Genomic DNA, 12,752 nt, shown 5'->3' with positions numbered 1-12,752 from the left:
TGATCTCGTCGGCGGCTATTGGATCATCAAGGCGGAGTCGCTCGACCAGGTGATCGAGGCCATGACCCGCGCGCCGTTTCCCAGCGGCGAGGTCGAGATCCGGCAGATCTATGCCGCGGAGGATTTCGGCGCGGCGCTCACACCTGAATTGCGCGCGCAGGAGGACCGGCTGCGCGCGCTGGCGGCGAACAGCTGACGCGCCATCGGATCAGGACAGGAGCAGGCACGATGCGATTCATGATGCTGATGATCCCGCTCGGCTATGAGAGCGCGCCGCCGGATGTGCAGCTCGATCCCGAACGCGTGGCGGCGATGATGCGCTACAACGAGGCGCTGCAGGATGCCGGCGTGCTGATCACGCTGGACGGGCTGCATCCGCCGTCGATGGGCGCGCGCGTGGCATTCCCCGGCGGCCAGCCAGTCGTCACCGACGGACCGTTCGCCGAGGCCAAGGAGGTGCTCGGCGGCTATTGGATGATCGAGGTCGGCTCGCGCGAGGAGGCGATCGCCTGGGCCAAGCGATGCCCGGCCTCCGAGAACGAGATCATCGAGATCCGGCAGGTTCAGGAGATGTCGGACTTTTCAGACGAGGTGCAGCAGGCCGCGGCAGGCTTTTCCGAGCTGCCTCATGCCGGCCGCGCCTGACCGCTTCACAAGAGGAGGAGTGCAATGAGCGACACCAGCAACACCTATCTCGCAATGTTTCTCGGCAGCCGGACCAGCGCGGCCTGGACAGATTGGGAGGCGCTGCCGGAGACGGAGCGCAAGGCGCGGGAGCGGCGGGGCATGGAGGCCTGGCACGCCTGGGTCGACACCCACAAGGATGCGATCGTCGCGATGGGCGGGCCGCTCGGCAAGACCAAGCGCGTCGACAAGGGCGGCATCAACGACATCGCCAACGAGATGGGCGCCTTCACGGTGGTCCGCGCCGCCTCGCACGAGGATGCGGCGAAGATGTTCGTCAATCATCCGCACTTCGCGATCTTCCCCGGCGAGCGGGTCGAGGTCATGCCGGTGCTGCCGATCCCGGGCGGCGCCTAGGTTGGCGCGCGGATCGCGTCGCTATGGCCGCGCGATCCGCCGCATCCGTTGCGATGAGCCGAGTGGAGCGTTTGGCCTCGCGGCTGGCTCTCGCATCAGGCGGGGAAATGCTCGACATGAGTCGCGGCGGAGCGGCCGAAATACACCACGCGGCGGCCGAGAAACGACACGATGTAACCAGCGCAACCGGCAGCTTTCGCCTTCTCGCAGAAGGCCGTGTAGCTGTAGTCGGCGGGATTGGTCTGCGCCCATCGGACGAGACGCTCGATCATGGGGACATCGAACGTCGATGCCACGTGTCCGGCTGCCGGTTGCATCGGAAGTGTCAGATGATCACCGTCGGGCAAATACCAGCTCTGGGTGTTGCAGCGATAATCGACCGCGTAGCTTTCGAAGCCGGCCGCCATCAGCCGGCCCACGATCTCCGGAAAGCCGAGGCTTCCATCATGGGCGGCATCGAGACAGCTCTTGGCGACGGCGATCTGGTGCGCGTCCATGTCGGCATCCTCTCTTTTGGAACGGTTGGGGCGAGTGGGCGAGGGACGCTCAGTCCACCGGCATGACCTTCAGGCTGCGGCTCTCGGCGAGGCCCCTGAGGATGCTGCGGAGCATGTCGTGGTCCTGCTTGGCCAGCACGCCGAAATAGGCAGCGTCATTGTCGTCGGCCAGGGCTGCCAGCACCGGCACCTTGGCCTTTCCCTCGACCGTCAGCGACAGGCGGTGAGCGCGCCGATCCTGCGGCGTCTCGGTCCTGACGATGAGCCCCTTCACCAGCAGGCGGTCGGCAAGCTTGCTGATCGCGCCCTTGGTCATCCCCATCAGGCCGGCGAGAGCCGAGGGGGACATCGGATCCTGGTCGTAGAGCGTCCGCATGAAGGCCCACTCCGCGACGGTCACGCCCTGTCCCGCCACCTTCCGGGCGAAGTCCTGCGACACCGCATTGGAGACCATCCGCAGCCAGAACCCGGTGTGATCAGCAAGCTGAGAAACTGCAGACATGAGACATCCTATGGTTGACTAGGAAACTATCGTCATTTGGTTTCCTAGTCAACGATCAAGCAGGGTCTGAGCCGCTATTCCCGTGCACGTTCGAAAAGTCGCGCTGGCGTCTCTCGATCCGGCTCATGTAAAAGCCCTTCACATGAGCTGGCGCAAGGAGCAGCGCCGCGCCGAGCGCGGCTATCATCACGGCAACCTCAAGGAGGCGCTGCTGCAGGCGGCGCTCGACCTGATCGCGCAGAAGGGCGCCGCCGGCTTTACCTTCGCCGATGCCGCGCGCATGGCCGGTGTCAGCCCGGCTGCGCCGTACCGGCATTTCCGCGACCGTGACGAGCTGCTGTCGAGCATCGCGCAGCGCGGTTTCGAGCAGTTCGAGGCGCGGCTCTCGGCTGCCTGGGACGACGGCCGCCCCGACACGGTCACCGCGTTCGAGCGCGTCGGCAAGGCGTATCTCGCCTTCGCCCGCGAGGAGCCGGCGTTCTATTCGGCGATGTTCGAATCCGGCGTGCCGGCCGACTCGACGGCAGGTCTGCAGGCGGCCGGCGAGCGTGCGTTCGGCGTGATCCGCGCGGCCGCGGAGCGGCTCGCCGCGTTGGCGCCGCCCGGCGTGCCGCGGCCGCCGGCGATGATGATGGCGCTGCACATCTGGTCGATGGCGCACGGCATCGCCTCGCTGTTCGCGCGCGGCGACGCGGCGCGGCGCAAGCTGCCGATGTCGCCGGAAGAGCTCCTCGAAGCCGAGGTGCTGATCTATCTGCGCGGGCTCGGCTTCAGCACCGACCGCCAAGCCGCCAGCAAGCCCGGCGGCGAGCCGCCGCCGCTGCCGGAGGACGAGAAGCCGGCGGGGCCCTGGGGCCGGCCCAAATAAAGGTTCAACGGACTGCGAAAAATAATCCGGGCGGCGCGTCAGGCGGCCGCCTTGACAAAATCCCGGGTTGGTCTAGCTATGTAAATGTTATTTACATTCACACGGCATGGCGCCGCGAATGGAGAGGGAGATGGCCTACACCGCAGATGTCAATCGTTGGCGCGGTTCGGAGGAGGAGCAGAGGTACCGGCCCCACATGATGGAGTCGCCCTGGCATCCCGGCTGGATCGCCGTGACCGTGCTCGGCTTCATCATCTGGTGGCCGATCGGACTTGCCCTTCTCTTTTTCACACTCGGGAGCAGAAAGATGGCGTGCTGGAATGGCGGTGATCGCTGGGCGAACAAGATGGAGCGGATGCAGTGGAAGATGGACCGCATGCGCGACAAGATGGAGCGCCGCGGCTTCGGGTTCGGCTTCTCGCAGCCGGCCTCGAGCGGCAACCGCGCCTTCGATGAATACCGCATGGAGACCTTGCGCCGGCTCGAAGAGGAGCAGCAGGAGTTCCGCGACTTCCTGACCCGGCTGCGCCACGCCAAGGACAAGGAAGAGTTCGACGCCTTCATGGCCCAGCACAAGCCGCGTCCGTCGACGCCGCCGAACGACCAGCCGTCGAACTGATCGACCGATCCTGAGCCGCAGGGCTCTCAGCCCCCGCCCTGACGGCACGAGACGCCCGCCCGCGATTGTCGCTGGCGGGCGTCTTGCGTTCCGGGATACCGCCTTGGCTGCGGCGGCTCGCCGCTGCCGTTCGCCAGCCGAATGTCTGCGGAACCGCCAAGCGCCTGATCACAAAGGCTCTATCTGGCTGTCCCGGCTGGCCCTTTGACCTCCGTGGATGTCCGCGGTAACCCCGCCTTAACCCCGGAGGGGGTTTGGTTAAGGGGCGCTTACGCGCGCCGCGAGCCCTTGTTTTGACACGTTGGCAGAGGAAGCAGGCCGCTTATGGCTTCGGCGGGCCTCTTAAAGCGATCAGTTCAGGGTGTTCTCGCGTAGGCGCTTTCGCCGCGACGGCACTCGCCGTGGAACGGCGAATGCATGGTTCCGGGAACACCGGAATGGTTGGTTGAGAGGATACTGCGGATGACTGGCGATGGCACCGGCCTGTCCCTGATCGAATTGTTCGCCAATGCCGGCTGGGTGGTGCGGATCATCATGATCGGCCTGATTTCCTGCTCGGTCTGGGTGTGGGCGATCGCGATCGACAAGATGTTCCTGTATTCGCGCACCCGCCGCTCGATGGACCGTTTCGAGCAGGCGTTCTGGTCCGGCGAGTCGATCGAGGAACTGTACCGGGTGCTGTCGGCCAAGCCGACCCAGTCGATGGCGGCCTGCTTCGTCGCGGCGATGCGCGAGTGGAAGCGCTCGTTCGAGGGCCATGCGCGCTCCTTCGCCGGCCTGCAGATGCGCATCGAGAAGGTGATGAACGTGTCGATCGCGCGCGAGGTGGAACGGCTGGAGCGGCGCCTGCTGGTGCTCGCCACCGTCGGCTCGGCCGGACCCTTCGTCGGCCTGTTCGGCACCGTCTGGGGCATCATGACGAGCTTCCAGTCGATCGCGGCCTCGAAGAACACCTCGCTGGCGGTGGTCGCACCGGGCATCGCGGAGGCGCTGTTCGCCACCGCGATCGGTCTGATCGCGGCCATTCCGGCGACGATTTTCTACAACAAGTTCTCTTCCGAGGTGAACCGGCAGGCGCAGCGGCTGGAAGGCTTCGCGGATGAATTTTCGGCCATCCTGTCCCGTCAGATCGACGAGCGGGGATGAGGGCAGGTATAGTGACGTCCGGATCGTGAGCACCAGAACGAGCACCAGAACATGGGCATGAGCATGGGCAGCGCGTCCGGCGGCGGTGGTCGCCGCGGTCGGCGCAGAGCGCAGGTGATGGCTGAGATCAACGTCACGCCGATGGTCGACGTCATGCTGGTGCTGCTGATCATCTTCATGGTCGCCGCACCGCTCCTGACGGTGAACATCCAGGTCGACCTGCCGCAGGCGCAGGGCGGCTCGGCCTCGACGGCCGACGCCAAGCCGCCGCTCGAGGTCACCGTGAAGAAGACCGGCGGCGGCTGCGCCTCCAAGGTCGACGTCTATCTCGGCGACTCGCCGATCGCGATCAACGAGCTCGGGCCGAAGATCAAGGCGATGAAGGAGGCCGGCGCGGGCGGGCCGGACAACGTCGTCAAGATCCGCGGCGACCGCGACGCCTGCTACTCGGACATGATGAAGGTGCTGGGCCTCGCCCGCGACGCCGGCTATCGCGCCAGCATCGTCGTGCTGCCGGAACAGGGCTCATGACGTCAGAAGACCTCATGCACTTCGTGCGGACACGCAAGGGCACGTTCTTTTCCGTGGCCTTGCATGTTGCCGTGGTCTGCTGGGGTCTGTTCAGCTTCTCCGCGCGCTCGATGGTGGCGCCGGTGGAGGACCTGGTGCCGGTCGACGTGATCTCCGAGGACAACATCTCGAAAGCCAAGGCCGGCGCGCTGCTGGGCAAGAAGGACGCGCAGAAGCTGCTCGCCGACAAAATCGGCGAGAAGAAGCCGACCGAGGACATCGTCGGCAAGGTCGACACCAAGCAGGTCACCGAGACCGACGCCGCGCCGGAGCCCAAGCCGAAGCCGGAGAAGCCGGTCGAGAAGAAGCCCGATCCGCCGAAGCCGGTCGAGAAGCAGCCGGACACGCCCAAGCCGCTGGCCGAGAAGAAGCCGGATCCGCCGAAGCCCGCGCCGGCCGAGAAGCCGAAGCCGGAGGAGAAGAAGCCGGATGCGTTCAATCCGGACCAGATCGCGAGCGTGCTGAACAAGGACAAGCCGAAGCAGCCGCCGAAGCCGCAGCAGACGGCGGCCGCGACGCCCGAGCCGCCGAAGCACAAGAGCGAGCGCAAGTACGACGCCGAGCGGATTTCGAACCTGCTCAATCAGAAGGATCCGACGCGGCAGGCGGTGACGGGACCGGAGCTCAATGCGAATGCCTCGCTGGGCACCAAGGGCGGCGCGGCGGCGGAGAATTCGGCGAGCTGGATCGCGCTGTTCCAGCAGCAGGTCAATCGGTGCTGGAAGCCGCCCTACACGAGCGTCGACGCCAATCCCGTCGTCGCGTTCAATGTGAGGCTGCGTCGCGACGGCTCGCTCGAGGGGCCGCCCGTTCCGGTCGGCGCGGCCAATACGCCGTTTCTGCAGTCCTATCGCGACAGCGCCCAGCGCGCGATCATTGCGTGCGCGCCCTACAATCTGCCGGCCCAGTACTACGATGATTGGAGCTTTTTCCAGCCCGTGTTCAACGAAGACTCACGGCGGACGTAACGAGGTCTATGGTTGTCCTCATGAGGCGAATTCACGACATGAACAATTCCTCTGAACTGCGCCGCTCGCTCATCTCGCCGACCCGGCGTGAGCTGATCGCGGGGGCGGTCGCGCTCGGCGCTGCAGGGCTGGGTGCTCCGCGGTCCGCCCTGGCGCAGAAGCAGGTGCCGATTCAACCGGGTGAATTCGCGCCGATCCCGATCGCGATTCCGCCTTTCGTGCCGGGCGGCGCGGGCGATGGCGACGTCGCCAACGGCATCGCGCAGGTGATCAACAACAACCTCAAGCGGAGCGGCCTGTTCGCACCGGTCGATCCAGCGGCGTTTCCCGAGCGCATCAGCAATTTCGACGCGCCGCCCCAGCTCGCGAGCTGGCGGCCGCTCAACCTCCAGGGCATCGTCACCGGCCGCGCGACACGGCAGCCCGATGGCCGGCTCAAGGCCGAGTTCCGGCTCTGGGACCCGGTCTCCGGCCAACAGCGCACCGGCCAGCAATACGTCACCGCGCCGGAATATTGGCGGCGCATCGCCCACATCATCTCCGATCAGATCTACACGGCCATGCTCGGCGAGAAGGGCTATTTCGACAGCCGCGTCGTGTTCGTCGACGAGAGCGGGCCGTCGGAGCGCCGCGTCAAGCGGCTGGCGCTGATGGACCAGGACGGCGCCAATGTGCGCTATCTCACCCGCGGCGCCGACCTCGTGCTGACGCCGCGGTTCTCGCCGTCGAGCCAGGAAATCACCTACATGGAGTTCGGGCAGGGCGACCCCAGGGTCTATCTGTTCAACATCGAGACCGGCCAGCGCGAGATCGTCGGCAATTTTCCGGGCATGTCGTTCTCGCCGCGGTTCTCGCCGGACGGCCAGCGCATCATCCTCAGCCTGCAGCAGGGCGGCAATTCGAATTTGTTCGTGATGGATCTGCGCTCGCGCTCCACCACGCGGCTCACCGACACGCCGGCGATCGACACCTCGCCGTGCTACTCGCCCGACGGCAGCCAGATCTGCTTCGAGAGCGATCGCGGCGGCAAGCCGCAGATCTACGTGATGTCCGCCAATGGCGGCAACGCGCAGCGCATCTCGTTCGGCGAGGGCAGCTACTCGACCCCGGTGTGGTCGCCGCGCGGCGACTACATCGCCTTCACCAAGCAGGGCGGCGGCCAGTTCGCGATCGGCATCATGAAGACCGACGGCTCGGGCGAGCGCATTCTCACCGCCGGGTTCCACAACGAGGGTCCGACCTTCTCGCCGAACGGCCGCGTGCTGATGTTCTTCCGCGATCCCGGCGGCACCGCGGGTCCCTCGCTCTACAGCATCGACGTCTCCGGCCGCTTCGAGCAGAAGGTGCCGACGCCCGGCTACGCGTCGGATCCGGCCTGGTCGCCGCTGCTGTCGTGACCGGGAGCGGGCCGGCGACGGCCCGCTAACGTCACGGTGGACGCCAGTTTTTGAGTCGCGCGATGCGTGTTCTCCAAAATATTAGAACCATTCGTTGCAGCAACTGGGTAGTGTTTGCCTAGTCTGCTGAATTTTCGAGGGAATTCCTGCGCTTTGCGGCGATGGAAACGGTCCGCTAACGATGTTCCCTCAGAAAGACTTCATCTGCGAACGGTAATGTTTGCGCACCGAACCGAACGCGTGCGTCCGAATGCAGCTTGCCAGTCAGACCAGAGAAGACGAACAGAAGTTGTCGCCGTCCATCCAGGCGGCTCTCGTCGACTCTCTCTTCCAGGATCCAGGTCCGATGTTCGCCGGCGCACTCTGCGCCGCCGTCGCGGCCGTCATGACCGCCATGAAGAGCGGCGATTCCAATCTGTGGCCATGCGCGGTCATGCTCATCGTCGCCGGCGGGCTTCGCTCGCTCGACATGCGCTACTACCGGCACCTCTGTGACAGCGGGCGGCTGACACAGGAGGCGGTCGCGCGCTGGGAGATCCGCTATCAGATCGGCGCGATGCTGTACGCGCTGGTGCTCGGCGTCTGGTGCGTCGTCGCCGTGGTCGACAACAGCGACCCGGTCGTCCACCTGATCGCGATCTCGGTCACGCTCTGCTACATGTCGGCGGGGGCGGGGCGGACCTATGGCCGTCCCTGGATCTTCCACGTCCAGATCCTGCTCGCCTGCGGACCCCTGGCCATGGCGCTCGCGCTGCATGGCAGTCCCTACTACATGGGGATGGCGGCGTTCTGCGTGCTGTTCTTCATGTCGCTCAAGCACATCTCGACCAATCTGCAGCGCATCTTCGTCCAGGCCTTCGTGGCGCGCGAGGGCGAGGCGGCGCTGGCCAAGCAGTTCGACACCGCGCTCAACAACATGCCGCACGGGCTGTGCATGTTCGGGCCCGACGGGCGTCTCGCCGTGATGAATCACCGCTTCGGCGAGATGATGAGCCTGCCGGAGGACATCCTGCAGCGCGGCGGCAAGGCGGCCGACATCATCAATGCCTGCGTCATCTCCGGTGCGATCTCGGCCCCCAGCGGCCGCATGATCCTGTCGGAGATCGAGCACACCAAGACGCACAACATCATCACCAGCGATCCCGACATCGTGCGCGACCGCTCGCTGTCATGGACCTTCCAGCCGATGGCCGATGGCGGCGCTGTCGTCCTGCTCGAGGACATCACCGAGCGTCAGCATGCCGAGGCGCGGATCTCGCACCTCGCCCGCTACGACGAGCTCACCACCCTGCCGAACCGCGTCAGCTTCCGCGACGAGATCGAGCGCCTGCTCAAGATCCCGCAGCGCCACGGCGAGCTGTCGGCGCTGCTGTTCGTCGATCTCGACCGCTTCAAGCAGGTCAACGACACGCTCGGCCATCCCTGCGGCGATCAATTGCTGTGCGCGGTGTCCGAGCGGCTGCGCGACATGCTGCGCCCGGAGGATTTCGTCGCCCGCTTCGGCGGCGACGAATTCGTCGTGTTCCAGCGCAACATCCGCTCCAATGACGACGCCGCGGTGCTGGCGCGCCGCATCGTCGACCAGCTCAGCGAGCGCTACAAGATCGACAATCACCTGGTCGAGATCGGCGCCAGCGTCGGCATCGCCATGACGGCGCCAGGGATCAGCGCCGATACGCTGCTCAAGAACGCCGACATGGCGCTGTATCGCGCCAAGGCCGAGGGCAGGGGCACGTTCTGCTTCTTCCGCGACGAACTCGCCCAGACCGTCGAGGCGCGCCGCATCCTCGAGCTCGATCTGCGCAAGGCGCTGGCGAGCGAGGAGTTCGAGCTGTTCTATCAGCCGCTGGTCAATCTCAAGTCCGGCAAGATCTCCACCTGCGAGGCGCTGCTGCGCTGGAATCATCCGGTGCGCGGCACCGTTTCGCCGGTCGACATCATCCCGGTCGCCGAGGACATGGGCCTGATCGTCGATCTCGGCCGCTGGATCCTGCGCAAGGCCTGCCTGGAATGCATGAAGTGGCCCGAGGCGGTGAGCGTCGCGGTCAACTTCTCGCCGCAGCAGTTCCACCAGCGCGACGTGCTCAGCGAGGTGCGCTACGCCCTCGAAGTCTCGGGCCTGCCGCCGCACCGCCTCGAGATCGAGATCACCGAATCGTCGCTGCTGCGCAACACGCAGCTGACCCATGACGTGCTGTCGCAATTGCACATGCTCGGCGTGCGGATCTCGCTCGACGATTTCGGCACCGGCTATTCGAGCCTCAGCTATCTGCACAACTTCCCGCTCGAGAAGGTCAAGATCGATCGCTCCTTCCTCGAGGGCATCGACAGCGACCGTCCTCTGACCTTGCTGCGCGGCGTGGCCCGCCTGTCGGCCGATCTCGGCATGTCGGTCGTCGTCGAGGGCATCGAGACCAACGAGCAGCTCGAACTGGTCAGCGTCGACGGCACCGTCACCGAGGCGCAGGGGTACCTGTTCAGCCGGCCCGTGCCGGCGGTGCGGATCCGCCAGCTGCTCAATGCGTCGCACGGGCGGCGGACGATCGATGAGCCGTTGGCTGCCATCGGCGGCACCCGCTCGATCGCCTGATCACCGGCTCTGCCTCGGAGTCATGGCTCCGCGACCAGCCATGCAAGACAACCGGACGTCGTACCAGCCGGGGGCAGGACGCGCGCATCGCGCGCGAGTTCGTTTCGAATCGGCACGCAGTTGATCCGAAGCGAACCCTCATCGCTCTGCCGGCTCCTCTGTAAGTCTCGGTTGCGGCACCGGGATTCTACGTGCCGTTAACCGTGTACCGGCGAAAGCTTTGCATCCCAATTAACGCACTGTTAATCTCATTAGTGCTCGTAAGGGTTGTGTGAAAAGGGGTTGCGAATGAAATCGGCGGCTAAAGTGACTGCCGTTGCTGATCATAAATTGGATGCGCTCGACAATGTGGATTACCGGCTGGCGCTGACCGCCGACGACAAGGACGAGATCTATCGGCTACGCTACCGCGCCTATCTCCGTGAAGGCGCCATTCTCCCCTCGGCCAGCGAGCGCGTCACCGACCAGTATGACGATCTTCCCAACAGCTTCATCTTCGGCGTCTACGTCGATGGTGAGCTGTACAGCTCGATCCGCATCAGCGTGCTGAACGCGCAATGGCGCCGGTCGCTGTCGTCGGACATGTTCGCCGATCTGCTGCATCCGGAGCTCGACCGCGGCAAGGTCATCATCGATCCGACGCGGTTCGTCGCCGACTATGAGAAGGCCCGGTCGTTTCCGGCGCTGCCCTATGTGACGGTCCGGCTCGGCTACGTCGCCTGCGCCCATTTCAACGCCGACATCGGTCTCGCCAATGTGCGGCCGGAGCACAGGGCCTTCTACAAGAAGGTGTTCCTGCAGGAACCATGGGGCGAGCCGCGGCTCTACTCCGGCCTGACCAAGCCGGTCGGGCTCGTGGCGGCCCATTATCCCAGGATCCGTGAGCGGGTGTTCCAGCGCTTCCCGTTCATGCGTTCGAGCGCGTTCGAGCGGCGCATGCTGTTCGATCGTCCGGCTCCCGACGCGTTCAGTGATTCGTTCAGGATTCAGCCGGTCGCAAAAGCCGGCTGATCGCCGGCCCTGATCGCGCGAACCAGGCTGTCGGCCAGGTTCAATCCGCGACTTTCCCGCAGGAATCAGCGAAAAGGCGCCTTGCTCAAGGCGCACGACCGCTTGCCTTCACCCTGGCGCCACATTTACAACCCATTAACCATCGGGGCTGCTTTTTCGGGTTTCGTTAGCATTTGACGGGGTTCTGCAAGACCCCATCAAGGTTGACGGAACGTTCGCTTAACCATCGCCCTGTAGACCGGATGGCAGTTGAGAACGTGAGCGTGGAGGCTCCGGGAATGAAATATCAGATGCGTATCCTCCAGGGATTGAAGTTGGCTGCCGTGCTCGCGGTCGCGCTGTCGATGGGCGCGTGCGCGAACAAGAGCCTGACCGACGCCAACGCCATGGCGGGCGGCGCGGCGGCCCCGGGCAGCCAGCAGGACTTCGTCGTCAACGTCGGCGATCGCGTGTTCTTCGAGAGCGACCAGACCGACCTCACGCCGCAGGCGATCGCCACCCTCGAGAAGCAGGCGCAGTGGCTGCAGAACTATCCGCGCTACTCCTTCACGATCGAGGGCCATGCGGACGAGCGCGGCACCCGCGAATACAACATCGCCCTCGGCGCGCGCCGGGCGCAGTCGGTCCGCAACTTCCTCGTGTCGCGCGGCATCGATCAGAGCCGCATGCGCACGATCTCCTACGGCAAGGAGCGGCCCGTCGCGGTCTGTAACGACATCTCCTGCTGGTCGCAGAACCGTCGCGCGGTCACCGTGCTGAACGCCAGTTCATAAATCTGAACAAACCAGTTGCTGATGAAGCCGGCGTCGGAGATCGACGCCGGCTTCATCTTTTTGTCTTCGCTTGAACGTCATTTGTCTCTATGGCGGTTCTGCCGTACAGCCTCGCCCATTGGGCTATGTTTTCCAACCTCTCGCCGATCCGGTCGTCAGGGCAGCATGTCGTTCATGTCTCTTTCCAGGAGCGCCGCCGCGGTTGTCGCAGCGCTCGTCGTTCTTTCCGTCCAGGGCTTTTCGACGCGGGCATTCGCCCAGGTCGATGACGATCCGGAGATCCGGATCCAGCGGCTCGAGAACCAGCTCCGGCAACTGACCGGCCAGAACGAGGAGCTGCAATATCGCAATCGCCAGCTCCAGGAGCAGCTTCGGCAGCTGCAGAGCGGAGCGCCGGCGGCCGCTCCCGCCGCCCAGCCGACCGCGGCGGCTCCGCCGCCGACCCAGCTCACTCCGCCCTATGGGCAGCCGGCGCAGCCGGTCTACGGGCAGCAGCAGCCGGCTTATCCGCAGCAGCAGCCGGGCTATCCGCCGCCCCAAGCCGCATCTGCGCCGCCGATTGCGCAGGACCCGCCGGCCGCTGGCGGCGCTCGCCGTCGCGGCGATGCGTTCGACCCGAACCAGAATCCGAATGCACCCGGCGCCCCGCAGGCGCTCGGCGGCGGCCAGCTGCCGATCCAGCCCGGCGCGGGCCAGCCGGCCGGCCGGCCGGCGGTGGATCCGGGCGCTGTCGCCAACGCCCCGGGCGGCCGCTACCCGCAGGGCGCTCC

At 65.6% G+C, this 12,752-nt stretch carries 13 protein-coding genes and 2 pseudogenes; 13 read left to right on the top strand and 2 right to left on the bottom strand.

Features of this window, described 5'->3' with window-relative positions; all coding sequences use genetic code 11:
• The 3 genes and pseudogenes from BRAS3809_RS26010 to BRAS3809_RS26000 form a co-directional block, all read left to right on the top strand.
• Positions 1-196, top strand: a pseudogene (locus BRAS3809_RS26010) (YciI family protein); the annotation flags it as partial.
• A gap of 32 nt (positions 197-228) precedes the next feature.
• Positions 229-645 carry a YciI family protein gene (locus BRAS3809_RS26005; protein WP_008964999.1) on the top strand — a complete coding sequence of 139 codons (417 nt, stop codon included), beginning with the start codon at positions 229-231 and terminating at the stop codon, positions 643-645.
• Between the two features lie 24 nt (positions 646-669).
• Complete coding sequence (locus BRAS3809_RS26000; protein ID WP_008964998.1) at positions 670-1,041, top strand: hypothetical protein; 372 nt, start codon at positions 670-672, stop codon at positions 1,039-1,041.
• 95 nt (positions 1,042-1,136) lie between these two features.
• Here BRAS3809_RS26000 and BRAS3809_RS25995 read toward each other — a convergent pair whose 3' ends face one another.
• Both BRAS3809_RS25995 and BRAS3809_RS25990 read right to left on the bottom strand, forming a co-directional pair.
• On the bottom strand, positions 1,137-1,538 hold the full coding sequence (locus tag BRAS3809_RS25995) for a DUF1398 domain-containing protein (protein ID WP_008964997.1): 402 nt from the start codon (positions 1,536-1,538) through the stop codon (positions 1,137-1,139).
• A 49-nt stretch (positions 1,539-1,587) separates the two neighbouring features.
• Entirely contained in the window at positions 1,588-2,040 is a 453-nt protein-coding gene (locus BRAS3809_RS25990; RefSeq protein WP_008964996.1) for a MarR family winged helix-turn-helix transcriptional regulator, read from the bottom strand.
• 142 nt (positions 2,041-2,182) lie between these two features.
• On the opposite strand from BRAS3809_RS25990, the gene BRAS3809_RS25985 reads away from it, so the two are divergent.
• The 10 genes and pseudogenes from BRAS3809_RS25985 to BRAS3809_RS25940 form a co-directional block, all read left to right on the top strand.
• Positions 2,183-2,908 carry a TetR/AcrR family transcriptional regulator gene (locus BRAS3809_RS25985; RefSeq protein ID WP_008964995.1) on the top strand — a complete coding sequence of 242 codons (726 nt, stop codon included), beginning with the start codon at positions 2,183-2,185 and terminating at the stop codon, positions 2,906-2,908.
• Positions 2,909-3,038: 130 nt separating this feature from the next.
• Complete coding sequence (locus tag BRAS3809_RS25980) at positions 3,039-3,527, top strand: DUF2852 domain-containing protein (RefSeq protein WP_035658642.1); 489 nt, start codon at positions 3,039-3,041, stop codon at positions 3,525-3,527.
• A 462-nt stretch (positions 3,528-3,989) separates the two neighbouring features.
• Positions 3,990-4,673 carry a protein TolQ gene (gene tolQ, locus BRAS3809_RS25975; RefSeq protein WP_035658639.1) on the top strand — a complete coding sequence of 228 codons (684 nt, stop codon included), beginning with the start codon at positions 3,990-3,992 and terminating at the stop codon, positions 4,671-4,673.
• Positions 4,674-4,724: 51 nt separating this feature from the next.
• Complete coding sequence (locus BRAS3809_RS25970) at positions 4,725-5,204, top strand: biopolymer transporter ExbD (RefSeq protein WP_008964992.1); 480 nt, start codon at positions 4,725-4,727, stop codon at positions 5,202-5,204.
• A complete protein-coding gene (gene tolA / locus BRAS3809_RS25965; protein ID WP_008964991.1) occupies positions 5,201-6,211 on the top strand; it encodes a cell envelope integrity protein TolA in 1,011 nt (336 codons plus the stop codon). The genes BRAS3809_RS25970 and tolA overlap by 4 nt, the downstream gene beginning before the upstream one ends.
• A gap of 38 nt (positions 6,212-6,249) precedes the next feature.
• Entirely contained in the window at positions 6,250-7,608 is a 1,359-nt protein-coding gene (gene tolB / locus BRAS3809_RS25960) for a Tol-Pal system beta propeller repeat protein TolB (protein WP_052523486.1), read from the top strand.
• Between the two features lie 250 nt (positions 7,609-7,858).
• Complete coding sequence (locus BRAS3809_RS25955) at positions 7,859-10,198, top strand: putative bifunctional diguanylate cyclase/phosphodiesterase (protein WP_035658636.1); 2,340 nt, start codon at positions 7,859-7,861, stop codon at positions 10,196-10,198.
• 288 nt (positions 10,199-10,486) lie between these two features.
• The gene (locus BRAS3809_RS25950; protein WP_170323329.1) at positions 10,487-11,209 is read left to right on the top strand and encodes an N-acyl amino acid synthase FeeM domain-containing protein; all 723 of its coding nucleotides are present in this window, start codon (positions 10,487-10,489) and stop codon (positions 11,207-11,209) included.
• Between the two features lie 242 nt (positions 11,210-11,451).
• On the top strand, positions 11,452-11,982 hold the full coding sequence (pal, locus tag BRAS3809_RS25945; RefSeq protein ID WP_170323330.1) for a peptidoglycan-associated lipoprotein Pal: 531 nt from the start codon (positions 11,452-11,454) through the stop codon (positions 11,980-11,982).
• 174 nt (positions 11,983-12,156) lie between these two features.
• A pseudogene (locus BRAS3809_RS25940) lies at positions 12,157-12,752 on the top strand (tol-pal system protein YbgF); the annotation flags it as partial.

The organism is Bradyrhizobium sp. STM 3809 (assembly GCF_000239795.1).
Taxonomy (GTDB): domain Bacteria; phylum Pseudomonadota; class Alphaproteobacteria; order Rhizobiales; family Xanthobacteraceae; genus Bradyrhizobium.
Note: the sequence above shows the minus strand (reverse complement) of the source record. Positions and strands in the feature narration are given on the sequence as shown.